Source organism: Enterobacter sp. JS8-1 (assembly GCF_049187015.1).
Lineage (GTDB): Bacteria > Pseudomonadota > Gammaproteobacteria > Enterobacterales > Enterobacteriaceae > Enterobacter > Enterobacter mori.
The window spans coordinates 4,213,690-4,233,833 of the sequence record NZ_CP185805.1 but is presented as its reverse complement, the minus strand read 5'-3'; the positions used below and the strand labels follow the sequence as shown (position 1 = coordinate 4,233,833).

Sequence of the window (20,144 nt, the reverse complement as noted above, 5' to 3'; positions counted from 1 at the left end):
GGATGTGGCAAAATAGCGGGATTACAGATATCAGGGAGTAAAGCTCGTGCTGGAGAAACTGCGTTCACGTCTCGTACAATTGGGTCCATCTATGCTGAGCGTGCCGGTCAAGCTGGCACCGTTCGCGCTTAAGCGCCAGGTGCTGGAGCAGGTCCTGAGCTGGCAGTTCCGCCAGGCACTGCAGGACGGCGAGCTGGAGTTCCTGGAAGGCCGCTGGCTGAGCATTGAGGTACGCGACATCGGGCTGCGCTGGTTTACCTCCGTAGAGAACGGCCAGCTGATCGTGTGCGAATCCGCAGAGGCGGACGTGAGCTTTAGCGCTGATGCCAGCGATCTGCTGATGATCGCCGCACGTAAGCAGGATCCGGATACGCTCTTCTTCCAGCGCCGTCTGGTGATTGAAGGGGACACGGAGCTTGGCCTGTACGTGAAGAATTTAATGGATGCCATTGAGCTGGAGCAGATGCCGAAAGCGCTGCGCGTGATGTTGATGCAAATGGCAGATTTTGTTGAGGCCGGGCTGAAAACCCCGCCGGACAGTAAACACACTTCAGTAGGTGAGCCATGCTGATTCGAGTCGAAATTGGGATTGATGCACCGGGTATCGATGCGTTATTGCGCCGCTCTTTTGAGAGCGATGCGGAAGCTCAACTGGTCCACGATCTCCGTGAAGACGGCCTGATCACGCTGGGTCTGGTTGCTACCGATGATGAAGGTCAGGTCGTCGGCTATGTTGCCTTCAGCCCGGTCATCGTTCAGGGCGACGATCTTCAGTGGGTAGGAATGGCACCGCTGGCGGTAGATGAAAACTATCGCGGGCAAGGTCTGGCGCGCCAGCTGGTCTATGAAGGGCTGGACTCGCTGAATGAGTTTGGCTATGCCGCCGTGGTCACGCTGGGCGATCCGGCGTTCTATGGTCGATTAGGCTTCGAGCAGGCCGCACATTACGACCTGCGTTGCCGCTGGCCGGGTACGGAATCCGCTTTCCAGGTGCACCGTCTGGCGGACGACGCCCTCAACGGCGTTAATGGCCTGGTGGACTACCACGACCATTTCAATCGCTTTTAATCAGGCTCTCGCGTAGCGCCTCAAAGGAGCCGTCTCCGGTGACGAGGCGCTCCTTCTGGCGCTTCGTGAGCTGCTTGATGCGGTATTCCAGCCTGAGCGCCAGCGATCTGTCGCCCACTGCGGCTGAAAATGCCAGCTGCAGTTCCCCTTTCCCCCGCAGCGCCTTTGCTCCTTTCCCCGTTTGATGTTGTAAAAAACGCCGCGCCACATCGGTGGTGATCCCGGTGTAGAGAGCGTTATCAGCGGTTCGGACAAGATAGAGAAACCAGCACACGGTAAACAGATTCAGTATGTTAAGGTGAACGCACCATAGCATGAGAGAGAACGAAAATGGAAACACTGGCCGCCATTAACCGCTGGCTGGCGAAGCAGCATGTTGTCACCTGGTGCGTCTGTGACGAGGGTGAGATGTGGTGCGCCAACGCGTTTTACTACTACGACCCTGAGCGCGTGGCTTTTTACGTCATGAGTGAAGACAACACGCGTCATGCGCAGATGACCGGCCAGCACGCAAAGGTGGCAGGCACGGTGAACGGCCAGCCGAAAACGGTCGCGCTGATCCGCGGCGTGCAGTTCAAAGGTGAAATTCGTCGGCTGGATGGAGAAGAGAGCGACGCGCATCGTAGGCACTACACGCGCCGCTTTCCCGTTGCCGCTGCGCTAAAAGCCCCGGTGTGGGAAATCCGCCTCGATGAGCTGAAATTTACCGACAACACCCTGGGCTTTGGCAAGAAGCTGCACTGGCTACGCGCCGAGCAGACGTAGCGCTTCGCGGTTAAACGCCGGGAGATCGTCCGGGGTCCGGCTGGTGATCAGCTGGTCTTTGTCGTTGACCACCTCCTGATCGTAGAACTCAGCGCCTGCGTTTTTCAGATCGATAACGATCGGCTTCACGGCGGTAAGCTTACGCCCGCGCACGACTTCGGCGCTGATCAGCAGCTGTGGGCCGTGGCAGATAGCAAATACCGGCTTACCGGTGCTCACAAAGTCACGGGTGAAGGTGACGAAGCGCTCATCTCCGCGCAGGGAGTCGGGTGAATGGCCGCCGGGTAACAGCAGAGCGTCGAAATCGGACGGGCTGACGTTATCAATTGACTCGTCAATCGTCACGCTGGCCTCACCCTTATGGCCTGTCACCGTTTTTCCCGCCTCTTTCTCAATGGTGATGACGTCGTGTCCCGCCTTGCGGAACGCCTCTGCTGGAGAGGTGAATTCTGAATCTTCAAACTCGTCGGTAATCAAGACTGCGATTTTCTTGCCCATGCTTCCTCCGTTGTTTTGGCTTCAGACTGATTTTTCTCCGCTTGTGGTAAATACTTACCTGTAACAGACTTCTAAGTGTGGTCGACCACGCTGAGTTCGCAAACGGACAATTCTGTAAAGGGGATACGATGAGTCAGGTACTGATTACGGGCGCCACCGGGCTGGTGGGGGATCATCTGCTGCGGTTGCTGATTCAGGATCGCCGCGTGAACTACATTGCAGCGCCTACGCGTCGGCCGCTGGCGGACGTCTCCGGCGTATTTAACCCGCACGATCCGCAGCTGACGGACGCGCTGGCGCAGGTCCAGGATCCCATTGATATCGCCTTTTGTTGTCTGGGTACCACGCGGCGTGAGGCGGGCAGCAAAGAGGCATTTATCCATGCCGACTACACGCTGGTGGTGGACACGGCGCTCACGGCGAAAAAACTGGGGGCCAAACATTTTCTGGTGGTCAGCGCGCTGGGTGCCAATGCCGGATCGCCTTTTTTCTACAACAAGGTGAAGGGCAAGATGGAGGATGCGCTGATCGCGCAGAAATGGGAGCAGCTAACGATTGTGCGCCCCTCGATGCTCAGCGGCCACAGGGACGAACGTCGATTTAACGAGTCGATCCTGGCCCCGCTGTTTAAGATCCTTCCCGGCAACTTGAAATCTATCGAGGCGCGGGACGTCGCCCTTGCGATGCTAAAAGAAGGGCTGGCACCGTTGAAAGCCGGGGTCAACATTATCCCTTCGGCAAAACTGCGTGAAATCGCCCAGGACGAGGCGTAAACTCCCCCGGCTAATAACCTAATACTCTCCGGGGAATGCTATGACTGGTCAGTCTTCATCTCAGGCGGCAACACCTGTTCAATGGTGGAAGCCCGCACTTTTCTTTCTCGTGGTCATTGTTGGCCTCTGGTATGTGAAATGGCAGCCGTACTACGGCAAAGCCTTCACCGCCGCCGAAACGCACAGCATCGGTAAATCTATTCTCGCCCAGGCTGATTCCAGCCCGCTTCAGGCGGCGTGGGATTACGCCATGGTCTACTTCCTTGCCGTCTGGAAAGCCGCTGTACTGGGCGTGATTCTGGGCTCGCTGATACAGGTGCTCATCCCGCGCAACTGGCTGGTGAAAACACTCGGCCAGCCACGTTTTCAGGGCACGCTGCTGGGGACGATTTTCTCCCTGCCGGGCATGATGTGCTCCTGCTGCGCCGCACCGGTTGCGGCGGGTATGCGTCGTCAGCGCGTGTCGATGGGCGGCGCGCTGGCGTTCTGGATGGGTAACCCGCTACTCAACCCGGCAACGCTGGTCTTTATGGGCTTTGTGCTTGGGTGGCATTTTGCTGCGATCCGCCTGGTTGCCGGGCTGGCGACGGTGCTGGTGGTGGCGACGCTGGTGCAAAAACTGGTGAAGGACAACGCGCCTGAGACCGCTGCCGTTGAGCTGGACATCAGTGAGCCGCAGGGTGGTTTTTTTGCGCGCTGGGGTATCGCGCTGTGGCAGCTTTTCTGGAGCACCATCCCGGTTTATATCCTGGCGGTGCTGGTATTGGGGGCGGCGCGCGTCTGGCTCTTCCCGCATGCGGATGGCGCTATCGACAACACGCTGATGTGGGTCATTGCGATGGCCGTTGCAGGCTGCCTCTTCGTGATCCCAACGGCGGCGGAAATTCCGATTGTCCAGACCATGATGCTGGCTGGCATGGGGACCGCCCCGGCGCTGGCGCTGCTGATTACGCTGCCGGCGATCAGCCTGCCGTCGCTTATCATGCTGCGTAAGTCATTCCCCGCGAAAGCGCTGTGGTTGACGGCGGGGCTGGTGGCGTTGAGTGGGGTGATTGTGGGCAGTATTGCGTTGATGTAAAAAAAAGCCCGGTGGCGCTGGCGCTTACCGGGCTTACCGTCAGGTGTGAATTACTTGATATAAGTAAACGCGGTAGTGACGTGCTTCACGCCGCTCACCCGGCTGGCGATATCCGCCGCCGCTTTCCCTTCACGCTCAGTCACCAGACCCAGCAGGAACACTTCGCCGTTCTCGGTGGTCACTTTCACGTTTGACGATTTCACCTGGTCCGATCCCAGCAGCTGAGAGCGCACTTTCGTGGTGATCCAGGTATCGGAAGACGCATCGCCCAAACCAATTGGCTGGCCCTGGCGCACTTCATTGAACACCTCTGTTGTACCTTCTACACCCATCGCGATCTGTTTAGCGCGGGAGGCTAATTCGGTATTAGGCGCCTGGCCTGCCAGCAGCACTTTGCCCTGATAAGCCGTTACGTTAATACGCGCTTCTTTCTTGATTTGTTCGTCTTTCGACAGCGCACTGTTGACGCGTAGCTCCAGCGTACCGTCATCAACCTGCGTCCCGACAGAACGCGGATCGGTCGCCGCTTTGGTGCCGACAGCTGCGGTACCGACAACAGCAGCGGCAATACATCCCTGAAGTAGAAGTGCAGACATAAGGACTGCAAGGGTCGATAAAGCCTTCATTAGAACTCCTTAATCATCCTGGTGAGGGAAAAGCGTGTTATCGATCAGATCGCATAAGCAGTTCACCGTGAGCATGTGCATCTCCTGAATACGCGCGCTACGGTGAGACGGAATGCGAATTTCCACATCCTGCGGCCCCAGTAAACCTGCCAGCTCGCCGCCGTCATAGCCGGTCAGCGCAACGATGGTCATGTCGCGGGTGACCGCCGCTTCAACGGCTTTAACGATATCCCGGCTGTTACCGCGCGTGGAGATGGCCAGCAGCACGTCCCCGGCATGGCCTAAGGCGCGCACCTGCTTCGCGTAAATCTCGTCATGCAGACGATCGTTAGCAATCGCTGTTAAGACCACATTATCGGTATTAAGTGCAATGGCAGGTAAACTCGGGCGTTCTGTTTCAAAACGATTGATCATGCTGGCAGCAAAATGCTGTGCGTTGGCGGCTGAAGTGCCATTGCCACAACAGAGGATTTTGTTGCCGTTCAGAAGAGATTGTACCAGCGTCATTGCTGCGCGGGAGATCGCGTCCGGGAGGGCTTCCGCCGCGGCAATCTGTGTTTGAATGCTTTCTGTGAAGCACACTTTAATTCTTTCGAGCACGTTATCCCTTTAAATCTCAATTATGCGTCTTCGCCAAAAGCGTTTTTAAGCCATTCGATCTCATTTCCGGTGAAGGCTATCACATCGAACCGGCAATCCACAGTATCAAAGCTCCCATTATGGCGGGCAAGCCACAAGTGGGCAGTCTGTAATAATTTATGTTGTTTGGCGAGCGTCACGCTGGCGGCAGCACCGCCAAAACGGGAGGACTGTCGAAAACGCACTTCTACAAACACGGTGACCCGATCGTCTTTCATGATAAGGTCGATTTCGCCGCCGCGCCCGCGGACGTTGGCGGCGATAAAACGCAGTCCTTTGCCTTCAAGCCAGCGACGCGCTTTTAACTCCCACGCATCGCCGGTCGCTTTGCGGCTTAACTGGCCGGGACGATCTGCCCCTGCTGGTATTTGAGCCATGATAACTTCCTGTTAATCACACAGTCCTGAGTGGCGGTCAGATCGCCGGTGTTGCCGTTGAGCTCGAAGCCCGGCACCTGACGCATCTGGGTGAAGTGGTTTGCCAGCGCCCACGCATCCACGCCCATGGCATACAGACGTGCCAGCGAGTAGTCGTTACGTACCGAGCTCAGCGCCTGCTGCATCAGAGGCGGGTTGCTGCCCGCGAGCATTGGGATTTCGCTGTACTGCAGGCCGTCCATTTCCAGACGGAAATCCGGGCCTGCGGTGCCCTGCGCGCTGCGCGAGCTGGCGTAGAGGGTTGCGCCGCTCTGGCTGCCGTTGCGCATCGCAATCATCGGCTTGATGAAAGCAATCTCTTCCGGCGTCGCGACAATGTAGGCCGCATCCACTTTGCCGCCACCGCTGATTTGTGCGTCGGTAGGAGGGGCCGGAATGGTCAGGCCGCCGATGGTCACGCTCTGCTGCTGCGGCAGACTGGCACTGACCGGGCTACCGTTAAGGGCGATACCTGCGCCGCCGTTGACGCCAGCGCGCAGTTCTGAGGCGGAACCAAATTTCTGTTGCAGTACCACGCCACCGCCGATCTTCTGCCACTCATCGGCAAAGGCATTGGCGACGCGATCGCCCAACGCGCTGCGCGGGATCAGCAGCAGCGGCGCCTGTTTACCCTGTTCGTGAATATGTCGCGCCGCGTCGCGGGCTTCATCTTCTGGCGAGAGAGCAAAGTAGCAGATGTTGGCACGGTTCTGCACGTTCTCTGGCTGGTTAAGCGCCAGCACGTTCAGCGTGGTGTTGCTCTTTATCAGCGTTTCCACGTCGTTTTTCAGCAGGGGACCGACAACGATGCTCGCGCCATCTTTTTGCACCTGCGCCAGCACTTGATCGAGCGGTTGAGCGGTGGTGTCGTAGATTTTCAGCTCAGCACTCGGGTTGGCGCTGGTGGTTGCCACGGCCTGAGGCTGCGTGGCAGGTTGCTGTTCTGCTGGCGCGGCTTGCGGTTGTGGCTGTTCAGCCGTCACGGGAGCCTGAGTTTCCGCAGGAGCCTGTACTGCTTCAGGTGCAGGTGTTGCGGCTGGTGGCGTCGTCGGCGCGGTGACCGGGTTCTGCATTGTCCCCTGCGCTGGCGCTTGTGCTGCAGTCAGGTCGCTGGTTTCAGCGGCAGAAGGGCTGACAACGTCGTTCACGTTGGCTGCCTGTGCGGACTGAGCCGGTACGGCACTACCGCTTACGGCAGTTGTCCCGTTTTTCGCCGCTTCAAAGCCTTGCTGAATGGTGCGACCAAAGACCGCCGCCTGGCCGTTCAACGGCAGAAGCAGCGCGATTTTGCTGGTCGAGGCTGGCTTAAAGTTCTGCACATTCACCAGCTGCGTCGGCAGCATTTTCGCGCCCGGGTTTTGCGGGTAGCGGGTTTGCCAGTCGGTAATACCTGCTTTCAGCATCGTTGGGTCGCTGCGGTTGTTAAACCACATCTGCTGCAGATCCAGCCAGCCCTGCAAAACATTTTCGTCGGCGTTAATAACCAGCGTTTGCGCCTGTTCCTGAGTCATGGAGGCGAGCGCCTGCCATGTCGCATCGATATTTTTCTGTTTATCCGCACCCGAGAGCAGCGGCTCCTGGGCGATAAGCGCGCGCAGCAGCGTCAGGGAAGGGCGACCCTGCTCGGCGGTAATGCCCGCCTGCCAGAAGCGCGACTGCTGGTTTTTGTCCAGCGCACCGACGTCGATGTCTCCAAGGATTTTCTTCGCAGCCGCATAATCTTTCTGCGCTACCTTCAGTTCAGCAGAGAGCAGACCCTGCTCGCGGCGCTGATCGTCGTTAAGATCCTGCGGTAGCTGATTGAACAGTTCGGCGGCCTGCTGGGTTTTACCCTCTTTCAGCAGTGCACGAATGGCGAGTAATTGCCAGTTGGTCTTGGTATCATTTGAGCTCTGCGACATTTGTTGCAGATAAAAGCCAGAATCAGCCTGAGCGGATCCCTGCATATGGGCAGCGGTCTGATCGGGTGCCTGGGTGCCACAGCCTGCAAAGATCAGGGCTGCGAGCAGAAGCGGCACGCTGCGCGTGGCTTTTTTTCGAAGAAACGTTAACGGTACCATACTGTATCCAGTGATTTTTTTTACGCAATGCTCAATATTAAATCGGCAATACGGACGAAACAATGAAACAACACGAAACGGCAGATAATTCTCAAGGCCAGCTTTATATTGTACCTACTCCTATCGGGAATTTGTCTGATATTACCCAACGTGCGCTCACCGTGTTGCAAGCTGTTGATTTAATTGCCGCTGAAGATACCCGCCACACTGGCTTACTGCTGCAACATTTTGCGATTAACGCCCGTTTGTTTGCCCTGCACGATCACAATGAGCAACAAAAAGCCGAAACGCTGGTGGCGAAACTTAAGGAAGGGCAGAACATTGCGCTGGTCTCCGACGCCGGTACGCCGCTGATCAACGATCCTGGCTATCACCTGGTGCGTACCTGTCGCGAAGCCGGTATTCGCGTTGTGCCGCTGCCGGGGCCGTGCGCGGCGATTGCTGCGTTAAGCGCCGCAGGTCTGCCGTCTGACCGCTTCTGCTATGAAGGCTTCCTGCCAGCTAAATCCAAAGGCCGTCGCGACGTATTGAAGGATCTGGAGGCCGAGCCGCGCACCCTGATTTTTTACGAATCCACACACCGCCTGCTGGAAAGCCTGGAAGATATGGTGACTGTCTGGGGTGAATCCCGTTACGTGGTGCTGGCGCGCGAGCTGACCAAAACCTGGGAAACGATCCACGGCGCGCCAGTGGGCGAACTGCTGGCGTGGGTGAAGGAAGACGAAAACCGCCGCAAGGGAGAAATGGTGCTGATTGTCGAAGGGCATAAAGCGCAGGAAGACGCACTGCCTGCCGACGCGCTGCGCACGCTGGCGCTGCTGCAGGCGGAACTGCCGCTGAAGAAGGCCGCTGCGCTGGCGGCGGAAATTCACGGCGTGAAGAAAAATGCGCTGTATAAGTATGCGCTGGAGCAGCAGGGGGAGTAGTCCAGATGAGCCGCTACCAGCCTCCTTTTTCCATCACACCCTCAATTCTCAATCAGGTTGTTGAGATCGGTGAGCTATTAGGGCACTGGGCTGCACATTCAGGAAGAACCTCTCCGCTACTGCGCAAAGAGAATCGAATCCGTACAATCCAGGCTTCTCTGGCAATTGAGCATAACTCTCTGACGACCGGGCAAGTGACGGCAATCATGGAGGGTAAGCGCGTGCTCGCACCTGAAAAAGATATCCAGGAAGTGCGTAACGCGATTCTTGCTTATGAAAAATTGCCCGAATGGAAGCCCTGGAAGCTTAAAGACTTACTCATTGCACACCGTTTATTAATGACGGGTCTGGTCGATAATCCCGGCAAGCTCAGGCATGGGGATGTAGGGATATACCGTGGGAACCAGTTAGTCCACATGGCTCCGCCAGCCTCGCAGATGAACCGCCTTATCGACGATCTTCTTGCCTGGCTTAAGCAAACCGACCTTCACCCGCTGATTGCCAGCTCGGTATTTCATTACGAGTTTGAATTCATCCATCCTTTTTCAGATGGAAATGGCCGCATGGGGCGGCTGTGGCAAACGTTGATCTTAAGCCAATGGCGGGCAGAACTTGCATGGCTGCCCGTAGAGACGCTCATTCACTTCAAGCAAACGCGCTATTACCAGATTTTAGGACAATGCGATCGGGCCAGTGATTGCACGGCATTCGTGGAGTTTATGCTGCAAAATATGGCCGATGCTTTGCGGGAAGGCATAGGCATGCCGTCCGTAATGTCGGAAAAGATGTCGGAAGAAATGTCGGAAAAGGAAAAGGCTATCCTTGAGCTTCTTAGCGTTCAACCGCAAATGACTGCGGTAATGCTGGCATCCGTATTGGGCGTGACTTCCCGCACCGCGGAACGTTATCTCCGTTCTTTGCAAACAAAAGGTAAATTAAAACGCCTGGGGGCAAGGAAAGGGGGAAGCTGGCAGGTTATGGCTTAACCTGCCAGCTGAACACTTTTATTTTCCTGGTAATGCCTCAAACACCAGCGTTTCCAGCGGTTTCAGGGTAATCACCACCGCGTTTTTATACTCCTCCGGCACGCTATCGTTACTGCCGTACACCGCTTTCAAATTGAAGTGCGTCGTGCCGTCTGTCGGGAGCTCAAAGTCTCTTGCCAGATCCAGATAGTAGCTTTGTGGCTTATCCGACGGGTTACGCAAGCCGATGATCGCTTTGTCCTTGCTCCATGATGCCCAGCCGTAAACCTGCAATGCCGTCGGGTCACCGCCAATCCAGTGGGTATCCACCAGCACGCTGGCGTTATCCCGGGACCACTTCGCGGCCTGCGCCAGGACATCCCACTTCGCCTTGTTGAGCATTGAAGGGGTGATATACAGCTCCTGCAACTGGGTGCCGGTGGCGAAGTAGCTCCAGACCTGGTCGGCAAAATCGCTGTCCGTTTGCACCTTCTCCAGACCGTAATACGCGTTCTCCGCGCTGACGATCCCGTGATACATCAGGGAGTTCAGCGGGAACAGCGGCCCTTTACGCACAATGGAGCGATACGTTTCCGCATCGCGGTAGGTCATCCACTGCTGCACCGGTGTGCCGGGGCCGTACAGGTTGATATCATCTCCCTGACGCCAGATGGAATCGGCGTAGAACAGCCAGGATGGGCTGGCGTTGGTACCGGTCGTCAGGTTAATAAACAGATTCGGATTGGCGCTGCGCATGTTATGCAGCAGAGCAATAGAGGCGTCAAAATCCGAGGCGAACGGGCTGCCCTTAATATGCGAGTTGGCATTGCCCATCCCGTCGAGCTTGAACGAGGTAATATGCTCGTTTTTGATAAGCTTAACGATCTGCTCATTAAAGTTTTTAAAATAGTTCGGGCCTGACAGCGCCAGCTTCCCGTCTACCGTTTCGAAACCGTACTCTTTTGCATGCGAGACGCGCGTATCGCGCGGTTTGTTATATCCGCCCCACGGTGAGAGCCACAGGCCGACGGAGCTGTGCAGGCTGTCAGCTTTCTCCCGTACCTTGCCAAAACCCTTGCTGAAAGCCGGGCCAAACAGCCAGCGCCCGGTGAGGTCATCCCAGCCATCGTCAAGCAGGAACGCATCCAGCGCCACGCCGCGTCCGGTGATAAATTCTTTATTCCATTCATCCATCCGCCCCAGCACGTCCTGCTCGGAGTACGGGGTAAAGAAGCCGATATCCATCCAGCTGTTGTAGTGTAAATAAGGCCTATACGGACGCGGACGGACGGCATCGATAAACTGGTTTACGCTACGGCGCAGCTGGCTGGTCTCCGGGAAGGTACCAAAGTACGTGGTGTAGCTGACCGGGGTTGCGGGCTGAATAGGGGTTTTCAGCTCCACGTTGAGGTTGGTCGTCGCTTCATAGGCGTAAGTGTTAACGATGGGCTTATCCGGCAGAATAAAAAACGAGTCTGCGACGATCGGCGAGCTGTTAATTGCCCCGTCTACGTAAGGTGCCTGAGCTTGCTTTTTGGTCGGGAAGAAGGTGATTTTCGCCACGTCCCGGGGCTGACCAACGGCGGCTATGGTGTAGTCGATGCTGGCGTATTTGCCCTTCACCAGGTTCAGCTTCACCGTCACGTTAAATTCCGGATGGGTGAAATCAACGACAATCCCGCTGTCCTGCTTTTCGACATGCTTGATTTTAAAATCTGCGGTGTGGATTTTAGTCTCGTCCGGCAGCGTCAGAAAGAACAGCTCCTGCGGCGTGAGCGGATGGTTAGCTTTGCTGTCCTTAACCACAACCGTTGAGTTTGCATCATCAAATGACAGGGCAATATTGTCGTTATTGAGCGTGTAGTTCGCGGCCACCGCGCTATGGGAAACGCACAGGGCCAGCACTGAGAATGCGAGAATTTTTTTCATCAGCGTAAGCTCCATTTTAATCAGGCTTCTGCCGGAAGCAGCAATCGGTTTGCCGAGCTGCAAACGGTGATTTTGCTTCTGACCACCTCTTTCATGGCGTCCATACCGACCCGCATATAGAAGCGCGGATCGTTACCCTGCGGGTTTTCGGCAAACCAGGCTTTCACCGCGTCAGAGAAGGCGATTTTCAGCTCGGTAGCCACGTTGACTTTGCACACGCCCAGCGCGATGGTGCGGCGAACATCTTCATCTGGCACATCGCTCGCGCCGTGCAGCACCAGCGGCACGGTGACCACTTCGCGGATCTCGGCCAGCCGCTGGAAGTCGATTTTCGGGCGTTTGGTATACAGGCCGTGTGCGGTACCGATGGCGACGGCGAGGCTATCGACGCCGGTCAGCTCGACAAAGCGTTTCGCTTCCTGCGGGTCGGTGAGAAACGCGCTTTCGGCGTCGACGCTCATGTCATCTTCCACGCCGCCAAGACGCCCCAGCTCAGCCTCGACGCTACAGTCGTTGAGGTGGCAAAAATCGACCACCGACTTCACCAGCTTCACGTTTTGTTCAAACGGATAGTGGCTACCGTCGATCATCGCGCTACGCACGCCAGCGTTGACCTTACGGCGAATATCGTCGAGAGATTCGTGATGATCGAGATGCAGCGCCAGCGGCATGTCGTAGGTTAGCGAGTACGCGCTGCACAGGGCGTAGATCTCTTCCAGCGCAATGTGCTTAAACGTGCCCGGCGTGCCCGCGAGGATCACCGGCGATCGCATTTCGCTGCACACTTCGAGGATCGCCTGGATCGTCTCCGCGTTGTGGATGTTGAACGCCGGCACCGCGTATCCTTTTGCCTGCGCGTCCTGCAGAAGATATTTCGTTGAGATAATGCTCATAGTGCGATCCTCTTAAGCCTGCCACGGATGAATAACTACGCCCTGGACCACGCGGTTAACCGTGCCGCTGGCAGATGGCGTATCGGGCGTATTGCCCACGCTGAGGGACTGGGACAGCGCAAAGACCTGGGCGTACATCAGGAAGCAGAACGCCTGTTCCATATCGATAAACGGACGGGAAGGCGGCAGCAGGATATGCGGGCCTGCTTCAATACTCGGATCGTTTTCAGCGGCGATGGCGACGACGCGCAGGGCCTGCCGATCGCGGCGCAGCTCGGCCAGCAGATCCAGATCGTACTGACGGGTATACGGATGGCTTGAGACATACACCACCACCAGCGTTTCGCTATCCACCAGAGACTTAGGCCCGTGACGGAAGCCCGTCGGGGAGTCGTAAAACGCCGCCAGCTTGCCCGCCGTCAGCTCCAGCACCTTCAGCGCCGATTCGCGCGCCGCGCCCTGCAGGCCGCCGCTGCCCAGATAGACAACGCGTTTCCACGGCTCGTTGCCAAAGACGCCGTGGCTGAAATCACCGAGCGTAGTGAGGATCGCCTGACAGCGATCGGCGACGTCGCGGAAGGTGCGGCTATTGATCGTTTCCGGAGCGAACACGGCCAGGCAACTGGCCATCATGGTGGTAATGCTGCTGGTCATGGCAAACCCGCGATCGTGCGTTTCGGCAGGCATCAGCAGGGCATAGGCGTTATCGCTGTCGACCGCGGTTTGATACAGGCTTCCCGCCTCATTGCAGGTGATCGACAGGTGGTAGCACTCCGGCACGAACTGATTTGCCAGCTCGACGGCAGCGACGCTTTCCGGGCTGTTGCCGGAGCGGGCGAAGGAGATCAGCAGCAGCGGATGCGCAGGGCTGAAGTAGTCCATTGGATTCGTGACCAGATCGGTGGTTGGAACGGCTGTAAAGTTTTTCCCGGTGTGGCTGGAAAGCCATGGTGCAATGATGTCGCCGATAAACGCCGACGTGCCCGCGCCGGTCAGGACGATCCGCAGATCGCGCTTGCGCAGCAGCGGCGTCAGGAAACTGTCGATCGAGGATCGCAGGCTATCGATATTATTCAGTGAGCGGCTCCAGCTTGCAGGCTGCTGGCGGATCTCTTCCTCGGTCCAGGTGCCGGTTGTGGCGGCGGTAGTGGTTTGTTGCATAACTCATTCCTTAGTCGTGTGAATTCCACATCAGACGCTGGCAATCGTGTCGCTATCTTTCGTTTCGTTTCACTTGTTCACTTTAGCAGTTAAATAAAATCTATAGAAAAGAAATCGAAAGTTCAATGGAAGGAAAGAAATAAAACGTAAAGTGTGATCGCCAAAGGAAAGGTAATAAGGAAGGAAAGGAAAAGAAAGGCCTTACGATCTCGTTCCGTAAGGCCAACGGGAGACACAATGAAAGGGCTAAAGGGGAAGAGCCTGGCCCTGAATCCAGATGTTATGGAGGTGCAAACCCCTGTCCAGCGCGATGAGATTCGCGCGTTTACCCGGAGCTAACGAGCCGAGCTGGTTATCCATACCCAGCAGGCGGGCGGGGTGCAGCGAGGCCATATGAATCGCGTCTTCGGCGGTAATGCCCGTATGTTCCACCATATTGCGTACGGCGGCATCCAACGCGAGCGTGCTCCCGGCCAGCCCACCTGAGCCGGTTCGAACTACGCCGTTTTGCAGAGTGACCTCTTCACCGCACAAGGCGTAACGTCCGTCGGGCATACCCGCAGCCTGCATGGCATCGGTAATGAGCACCACGCGATCCTTCGCGCAGCAGCAGCATAAACGCATCGCGCCCGGATGGACGTGGTGGCCGTCGGCGATAAGCTCCAGCCACGCCCGCTTGTCCGTCAGCCCCGCGCCGACCATGCCGGGCCCTCTGTGATGCAGCCCCGTCATGCCGTTATAGCAGTGCACCAGCCCGTCCGCACCCGCATCAAATGCTGCAAGCGTTTGATCGTAAGTGGCGGCGCTATGGCCCAGCATTACGCGTATGCCGCGCTGCTTAAGGTGGCGGATCGCCCGTAATGCGCCGGTTTTTTCCGGCGCGAGCGCCACTACCCGTAGCGTGCTCTGTGAAACAGCATCCAGCCTGTCCAGCTCGGCGATATCCAGCTCCCGGAACAGCTCCGGCGGATGCGCCCCTTTGTTCTGCGGCGTAAAGTAAGGTCCTTCCAGATAACTGCCCAGGATCTGCGCGCCGGGGCCGCCGGACTGAGTACGACGGGCGATACGCATCAGCGCGGCGTGTATAATCTCCAGCGGCGCGGTCACGGTGGTGGGCAGAAATGCGCCCACCCCTTCGCGGGCTTTATGCATTGCCAGGGTGTCCAGCACGTCGGGCGCATCGTCCATCACGTCCACGCCCGCGCCGCCGTGCACGTGAGTATCGATGTACGCCGGACAAAGCAGCTCAGCATCGTGCGCCGTAACGCCTGCCTGGATAGGTTCAATCGCCGCAATCGTTCCATTTTCAATGCGTAGCTGGTGGTCGTCCAGCCAGCCCTGCTCCGTGAGCAAACGATGCGCGCGCAGCAGCTGGCTCATATTCCTTCCTCAGCCGGCGTTTCCTCGCGACAGCGTCCCAGCTCGTCCACCAGGCTGGTCAGCCCTCGATGCCCGCACTCCAGCGCCTGCCGCCGAAACGCTTCGCTGCTTAGCCCGTCGCGCTCCAGCACCATCTCCAGCAGCAGTTGCAGGTTGGTGCCGGTTATCACTTCGCGGCCCGGCCTTTGCATGGCGAGCGTTGACGCCACGCGGAACGGTGTGCCGCCCAGCAGGTCGGTAAGAAAGACAACATCATGTTGCGTATCCAGCTCGCTCACCGCCTGCTCAAGCTGAGCGGTCAGTCGCGCGGTGGTGGAGCTTTCCGGAAAATCGACGGCGATGAACTGCGGCTGCTCGCCGAGGATCTGCTTCATTGCCTGCTCAAGCCCGCTGGCAAAGCCGCCGTGACCCGTCAAAATAATGCCTAACATCGCTACCTCTTTGCTTTTACAGGAAGTGACATAACTTACCGACTACGCCCAGCAGCACGGTGATACCAATCAGACGCAGCGGGCTCCAGCCGCGGCGTACCAGCCAGAACATGGTCAGGGTATAGACCAGCGGCAGGAACGCGGGCATCAGCTTGTCGATCACGTCGGCCTGCAGTTTAACGACCGCATCACCCGCCTTGATTTCAAGCGTGGTATTGAGGCGGACGTAGGTTGCCACCAGTGCGCCGATCACTGTCATCCCGACGATAGACGCCGCGTGGCCGACCTTTTTGGTGTTGGCCTTAATCAGCGGAATAGCCGCGACGCCCATCCGGTACGCGTAGTGCGCCAGGCCAAAACGCAGGCCAAGATGCACCACGTTAAACAGCACGATAAAGACCACCGCGCCCAGAATTGATCCCTGCAGCGCCAGGCTAGCGCCAATACCGCCGCAGATGGGCAGCAGGGTTAGCCAGAACATGGCGTCGCCGATACCGCCGAGCGGGGCGCCGACGGCAATTTTGGTGCTCTGGATGCTGTTCACATCCTGCTTGGAGCGCTCCATCGCCAGAATAATGCCGATAACAAAGGTCACCAGGAACGGGTGGGTGTTGAAGAAGCCCATATGGCCTTTCATGGCGCGCGCCAGATCCCGCTTGTTGGTGTGGATCTTTTTCAACGCGGGCAGTAAGCCATACAGCCAGCCGGAGGCCTGCATACGTTCATAGTTAAACGAGGCCTGCAGCAGCATGGAGCGCCAGGCCACGCGGTTAATATCCTGCTTCGTCAGCTCGGCACCGATGCTTTGGTCCTCGTAGACGTTTTCATTCATGCCGGTCAGCAGCGTCTCTTCGCTTTCAGACACGCCCGGCAACGTTGTTTGATTAGATGCCATCTTCGAATTCCTCTTTCTGAGCGGCAGGCGCCGTCGGTTCAGGTGATTTGCGCATCAGGTCGATCAGCGCCATTGCCAGCGCGGCCGCCGCTATCGCCAGCACCGGTAGCTTGAGCCAGGCTGCAGCCACAAAGCCGATAATGAAGTAAGGGATATAGACGTTTTTCATCATTATCTTCAGCAGTACGGCGAAGCCGATAGCTGGCATGATGCCGCCCGCCACGCCGAGGCCGTCAATCAAGCGAGCTGGCAGAACGTCAATGGCGGTTTTTGCATGTTCTGCACCGAAGTAGATCGGCAGGAACGCACACAGAAAATAGAAGATGCCGAGCGCCAGCAGCGCCAGATAGTTGACCCGTTCAATGCCGCTGGTGTCGGCATTTGCCGCCATGCGATCGCAGCGGGACATCACGCCGGACATCACCGAAAACAGGAAGGTGATCCCCATCTGAACCGCAACGGCAAACGGTACGGCGACGCCAACCGCGACTTCTGGCTTCACGCCAGTGCTTATGGCAAAGGCGGTACCCACGATGGTGCCGATAATGACGTTAGGCGGCTGCGCGCCCGCCAGCGGTGCCAGGCCCATCCAGACCAGCTCTAACGTCCCGCCGGTCAAAATACCGGTATGCAAATCGCCCAGAATCAGGCCGACCAGCGGCCCGAGTACCACCGGGCGGTGCATGTGCGTTAAGCCGTTAAACATATCCAGACCGGCGATAAAGGCGAGCACGCCCAGCGCCAGCGCCTGCAACAGACTGATTTCCATTGTGAATCCCTCAGAGCAGTTTAAAGAGATCCAAAGCAGCTTCTGTTGGTACGCCCTGAACGAAGCATTCCACTCCGGCAGATTTCAGGCCGTTGAACGCGGCGATATCGTTCGCGTCGACAGAGACCGTTTTGGCAATTTGTTGTTTGCCATTGGCGTAGTGCATGTTTCCCACGTTGATACGGGTGATGGGCACGCCGCCCTTGAACAGAGTCAGAAAATCGGCGGGTGATTTGCAGACCAGCAGGATTTTCTGGCGGTCAGCGGCGCGGTGAATGTTGTCGATCACTTTTTGCAGCGACCAGAAGCGCACGGCGATCCCCTCCGCGAGCACCATTTCCATCAGGTTTTGCTGTACCGGATCTTCAGCCACCTCGTCATTTGCTACCAGCACCAGGTTTGCCCCCGCAAACCCCACCCACTGCACGCCCACCTGACCGTGGATCAGACGTTCATCGATGCGGCATAAAACAATGTTTGGCATAGCGTTTTCCTCTTTTTAATTATGCGTTTTGGGTCGTTACGCCTTCGCAGGCGGCGTGGTACTGCTGAAGTATGTCCTGAATGTGGTCGATAATGAGTTCCCGTGGTGTCGACTTGAGGGCGCCCTCTCGAACTTTGCCGTACTGCAGCGGCAGATACTGGCTAATCAGCGGCAGCGGGATAGGTTCATCCGCCAGGTTGCGCACCAGTCGCTCAAAAGCATCGTCAATCTGGCTATCCGGCCAGTAATAGCGCACCCGGTCGGAGTAGCTGTAGCCGCGCGCCAGGCGTCGCGCGTTGCCGTCACCGTGGTAGTGGCTTTGCCAGTATTCCGGGCGATCGAGCATGACGTTTTCCAGCACGTGGCGCAGGCCAGAGCTGGCTTTTGCCGGCAGCAGCTCCTCTTCAATGGCGGCCAGCGAGAACAGCGCCTCGCGCAGGGCGAAGGTCAGGGCAGGGCCAACTTTCAGAATGGCGAAGTGATCTTTCACCAGCTGGCGAAGCGCCTGCGGCGTCTGGTAATCGGTGGAGTGTGCTTCGAACAGCAGCGTGTCGTAGGTTTCAACCATTTTGCTCAGCGCCACGGCTTTATGAGGCTGATAATCACAGACGTGCGCATGGTCAAATTCAACGCCAGGTTGAACCACCAGGCCAATAATGCGCGGCCAGATGTCGTTTAACCCCTCTTTTTCGAACGCGTGGCGGTGAGCCTCAAGCGTGGCGCGGGCCGCGTCTGGCGTAGTAACCTCAAGCTCGGTGAGCGTCTCGTGTGCGCCGCCGGGAACCGGAACCTCCGTGCCGATAACGTAGACCAGATCGGTGACGCCGAACTGTTCGCGGCAGGTCGCTTCGGCAATCTTCGCCAGACGAGCCGCGCGTTCAGCAACGATGGCATCGGTTAACGGCACCGGATCGTCTTCGCAAGACATGCTGCAGTCGAGGTGGATCTTTTTGAATCCGGCGGCAACATAGCTTTTGATGAGGTCGTCAGCATTGGCCATCGCCTGCTGTGCAGGCAGGTTTTGCCAGCGGTTCGGCCCTAAATGATCCCCCCCGAGGATCAGTTGTGACGTCGGAAAATCGAGCGACTCGGCCAGACAGCAGACAAACCCGTAAAAATCTTCGGGCGTCATGCCCGTATAGCCGCCAAACTGATCCACCTGGTTGGAGGTGGCTTCAATTAATAGCGGCGTTTGATGCGACTGTGCGTAACGAATTGCGGCTTCAAGTACCAGGGGATGTGCGGAACAGACGGCGTAAATCCCGTTTGCATTCCCCCGTTTATGTTGTTCCACCATGTGTGTCAGATGTTTCACTTTCCTCTCCATTTCGGATGGTGCTGGCATTCATCTTTCGTTTTATTTCATTTGATACTGCATTATGGTGTTGTAAAAATAAAACGAAAGATAATAGTTTTCCGATCTGTTTCACAAAAGAAACATAATGAAAGGTTTCAGCGGCCGATCGGCTTGCGTCTGGTCGCCAGACAGGGCTTGCATTCCCGTAAAAGAAAGGCCTTAATAGGTGAAACGAAATGAAACGAAAGTTTTTTTATTAAGGAGCTCTTATGAGCAGCACCGATTCAGCCGCGGAAAAGCGCATCACCGGCACCAGTGAAAGGCGAGAGCATATTATTCAGCGGTTGCGGGCGCAGGGAAGCGTGCAGGTTAACGATCTTTCTCATCTGTATGGCGTGTCGACGGTGACGATCCGCAACGATCTGGCCTTCCTTGAGAAGCAGGGCATTGCCGTACGTGCCTACGGCGGCGCCCTGATATGTGAAGGCAATGCCACGGGCGCTGAGCCTTCCGTGGAGGATAAAAGTTCGCTGAATACGGCGGTGAAGCGCAGTATTGCGCAGGCCGCCGCTGAGCTGGTAAAGCCAGGCCATCGCATTATTCTGGATTCCGGCACCACGACGTTTGAAATCGCCCGCATGCTGCGCCAGCATACGGACGTGATTGCGATGACCAACGGCATGAACGTCGCGAATGCGTTGCTGGAAGCGGAAGGGGTAGAGCTGCTGATGACCGGCGGGCATTTGCGCCGTCAATCGCAATCGTTCTACGGAGACCAGGCGGAGCAGTCGCTACAGAATTACCATTTTGACCTTTTATTCCTGGGCGTGGACGCCATCGATCTTGATCGCGGTGTAAGTACGCACAATGAAGACGAAGCCCGCCTGAACCGCAAAATGTGCGAGGTGGCAGAGCGTATTATCGTGGTGACGGACTCCAGCAAGTTTAACCGTTCGAGCCTGCATAAAATCATCGATACACAGCGTATCGATATGATTATTGTTGACGAAGGGATTCCGGCTGAGAGCCTGGACGGGTTGCGGAAGAGCGGGATTGACGTGGTGCTTGTTTAAAGGCTCAGTGCGGTTTTT

The 20,144-nt window shown here is 57.1% G+C and carries 23 protein-coding genes; 8 read left to right on the top strand and 15 right to left on the bottom strand.

Going from position 1 to position 20,144, the window contains the following annotated elements:
• The first annotated feature begins 46 nt into the window (after positions 1–46).
• Together ubiT and ACOQH0_RS20160 are read left to right on the top strand one after the other, a co-directional pair.
• Positions 47–571: a ubiquinone anaerobic biosynthesis accessory factor UbiT gene (gene ubiT / locus ACOQH0_RS20165; RefSeq protein WP_421511096.1), complete on the top strand. Its 525-nt coding sequence runs from the start codon at positions 47–49 to the stop codon at positions 569–571.
• Positions 565–1,068: a GNAT family N-acetyltransferase gene (locus ACOQH0_RS20160; protein ID WP_010435964.1), complete on the top strand. Its 504-nt coding sequence runs from the start codon at positions 565–567 to the stop codon at positions 1,066–1,068. Before ubiT ends, ACOQH0_RS20160 begins: the two co-directional genes overlap by 7 nt.
• Here ACOQH0_RS20160 and ACOQH0_RS20155 read toward each other — a convergent pair.
• The gene (locus ACOQH0_RS20155) at positions 1,055–1,384 is read right to left on the bottom strand and encodes a GIY-YIG nuclease family protein (protein WP_045260079.1); all 330 of its coding nucleotides are present in this window, start codon (positions 1,382–1,384) and stop codon (positions 1,055–1,057) included. The genes ACOQH0_RS20160 and ACOQH0_RS20155 overlap by 14 nt on opposite strands.
• A gap of 14 nt (positions 1,385–1,398) precedes the next feature.
• On the opposite strand from ACOQH0_RS20155, the gene ACOQH0_RS20150 reads away from it, so the two are divergent.
• Positions 1,399–1,833: a YhbP family protein gene (locus ACOQH0_RS20150; protein ID WP_421511095.1), complete on the top strand. Its 435-nt coding sequence runs from the start codon at positions 1,399–1,401 to the stop codon at positions 1,831–1,833.
• On the opposite strand, the gene ACOQH0_RS20145 is transcribed toward ACOQH0_RS20150, so the two are convergent.
• Positions 1,813–2,331 (bottom strand): type 1 glutamine amidotransferase domain-containing protein, encoded by a 519-nt coding sequence (locus tag ACOQH0_RS20145; RefSeq protein ID WP_042715100.1) that lies wholly within the window; start codon positions 2,329–2,331, stop codon positions 1,813–1,815. The two genes, ACOQH0_RS20150 and ACOQH0_RS20145, sit on opposite strands and share 21 nt — an antisense overlap.
• Positions 2,332–2,459: 128 nt before the next feature.
• On the opposite strand from ACOQH0_RS20145, the gene ACOQH0_RS20140 reads away from it, so the two are divergent.
• A complete protein-coding gene (locus ACOQH0_RS20140; protein WP_348555949.1) occupies positions 2,460–3,104 on the top strand; it encodes an NAD(P)H-binding protein in 645 nt (214 codons plus the stop codon).
• 40 nt (positions 3,105–3,144) lie between these two features.
• Positions 3,145–4,182, top strand: coding sequence for a permease (locus ACOQH0_RS20135; RefSeq protein ID WP_010435957.1), 1,038 nt, complete (start codon positions 3,145–3,147; stop codon positions 4,180–4,182).
• A 50-nt stretch (positions 4,183–4,232) separates the two neighbouring features.
• Here the strand turns inward: ACOQH0_RS20135 and dolP are convergent, their stop codons facing one another.
• The 4 genes from dolP to ACOQH0_RS20115 are packed head-to-tail and all read right to left on the bottom strand — an operon-like array spanning position 4,233 to position 7,923.
• The gene (dolP, locus tag ACOQH0_RS20130) at positions 4,233–4,808 is read right to left on the bottom strand and encodes a division/outer membrane stress-associated lipid-binding lipoprotein (protein WP_089599837.1); all 576 of its coding nucleotides are present in this window, start codon (positions 4,806–4,808) and stop codon (positions 4,233–4,235) included.
• A gap of 9 nt (positions 4,809–4,817) precedes the next feature.
• Positions 4,818–5,408 (bottom strand): DnaA initiator-associating protein DiaA, encoded by a 591-nt coding sequence (gene diaA, locus ACOQH0_RS20125; RefSeq protein ID WP_003861754.1) that lies wholly within the window; start codon positions 5,406–5,408, stop codon positions 4,818–4,820.
• Positions 5,409–5,428: 20 nt separating this feature from the next.
• A complete protein-coding gene (locus ACOQH0_RS20120) occupies positions 5,429–5,824 on the bottom strand; it encodes a YraN family protein (protein ID WP_120159677.1) in 396 nt (131 codons plus the stop codon).
• Entirely contained in the window at positions 5,782–7,923 is a 2,142-nt protein-coding gene (locus tag ACOQH0_RS20115) for a penicillin-binding protein activator (protein ID WP_421511094.1), read from the bottom strand. Before ACOQH0_RS20115 ends, ACOQH0_RS20120 begins: the two co-directional genes overlap by 43 nt.
• A 62-nt stretch (positions 7,924–7,985) precedes the next feature.
• Here ACOQH0_RS20115 and rsmI point away from each other — a divergent pair, with 62 nt between their 5' ends.
• The gene (gene rsmI / locus ACOQH0_RS20110; protein WP_063146524.1) at positions 7,986–8,849 is read left to right on the top strand and encodes a 16S rRNA (cytidine(1402)-2'-O)-methyltransferase; all 864 of its coding nucleotides are present in this window, start codon (positions 7,986–7,988) and stop codon (positions 8,847–8,849) included.
• A gap of 5 nt (positions 8,850–8,854) precedes the next feature.
• Positions 8,855–9,835, top strand: coding sequence for a Fic family protein (locus ACOQH0_RS20105; RefSeq protein WP_421511093.1), 981 nt, complete (start codon positions 8,855–8,857; stop codon positions 9,833–9,835).
• A gap of 18 nt (positions 9,836–9,853) precedes the next feature.
• Here the strand turns inward: ACOQH0_RS20105 and ACOQH0_RS20100 are convergent, their stop codons facing one another.
• From ACOQH0_RS20100 to kbaZ, 9 genes are all read right to left on the bottom strand, one after another.
• Positions 9,854–11,743 carry an enterotoxin gene (locus ACOQH0_RS20100; protein ID WP_421511092.1) on the bottom strand — a complete coding sequence of 630 codons (1,890 nt, stop codon included), beginning with the start codon at positions 11,741–11,743 and terminating at the stop codon, positions 9,854–9,856.
• Positions 11,744–11,763: 20 nt separating this feature from the next.
• Positions 11,764–12,636: a tagatose-bisphosphate aldolase subunit KbaY gene (gene kbaY / locus ACOQH0_RS20095; RefSeq protein ID WP_010435948.1), complete on the bottom strand. Its 873-nt coding sequence runs from the start codon at positions 12,634–12,636 to the stop codon at positions 11,764–11,766.
• 12 nt (positions 12,637–12,648) lie between these two features.
• On the bottom strand, positions 12,649–13,797 hold the full coding sequence (locus ACOQH0_RS20090) for an SIS domain-containing protein (RefSeq protein ID WP_421511091.1): 1,149 nt from the start codon (positions 13,795–13,797) through the stop codon (positions 12,649–12,651).
• Positions 13,798–14,043: 246 nt separating this feature from the next.
• Positions 14,044–15,177 carry an N-acetylglucosamine-6-phosphate deacetylase gene (gene nagA, locus ACOQH0_RS20085; protein ID WP_421511090.1) on the bottom strand — a complete coding sequence of 378 codons (1,134 nt, stop codon included), beginning with the start codon at positions 15,175–15,177 and terminating at the stop codon, positions 14,044–14,046.
• Positions 15,174–15,608, bottom strand: a complete 435-nt coding sequence (gene agaF / locus ACOQH0_RS20080; RefSeq protein ID WP_421511089.1) for a PTS galactosamine/N-acetylgalactosamine transporter subunit IIA — start codon at positions 15,606–15,608, stop codon at positions 15,174–15,176. The genes nagA and agaF overlap by 4 nt, the downstream gene beginning before the upstream one ends.
• Before the next feature lie 16 nt (positions 15,609–15,624).
• A complete protein-coding gene (agaE, locus tag ACOQH0_RS20075) occupies positions 15,625–16,503 on the bottom strand; it encodes a PTS N-acetylgalactosamine transporter subunit IID (protein WP_421511088.1) in 879 nt (292 codons plus the stop codon).
• Positions 16,493–17,272: a PTS N-acetylgalactosamine transporter subunit IIC gene (gene agaW / locus ACOQH0_RS20070; protein ID WP_010435940.1), complete on the bottom strand. Its 780-nt coding sequence runs from the start codon at positions 17,270–17,272 to the stop codon at positions 16,493–16,495. The genes agaE and agaW overlap by 11 nt, the downstream gene beginning before the upstream one ends.
• Before the next feature lie 10 nt (positions 17,273–17,282).
• Positions 17,283–17,756: a PTS N-acetylgalactosamine transporter subunit IIB gene (gene agaV, locus ACOQH0_RS20065; RefSeq protein WP_421511087.1), complete on the bottom strand. Its 474-nt coding sequence runs from the start codon at positions 17,754–17,756 to the stop codon at positions 17,283–17,285.
• A gap of 19 nt (positions 17,757–17,775) precedes the next feature.
• The gene (kbaZ, locus tag ACOQH0_RS20060) at positions 17,776–19,083 is read right to left on the bottom strand and encodes a tagatose-bisphosphate aldolase subunit KbaZ (RefSeq protein WP_421512382.1); all 1,308 of its coding nucleotides are present in this window, start codon (positions 19,081–19,083) and stop codon (positions 17,776–17,778) included.
• 239 nt (positions 19,084–19,322) lie between these two features.
• Between kbaZ and ACOQH0_RS20055 the strand changes: the two genes are divergently transcribed.
• A complete protein-coding gene (locus tag ACOQH0_RS20055; RefSeq protein ID WP_089599844.1) occupies positions 19,323–20,126 on the top strand; it encodes a DeoR family transcriptional regulator in 804 nt (267 codons plus the stop codon).
• The last annotated feature ends 18 nt before the right edge of the window (positions 20,127–20,144 follow it).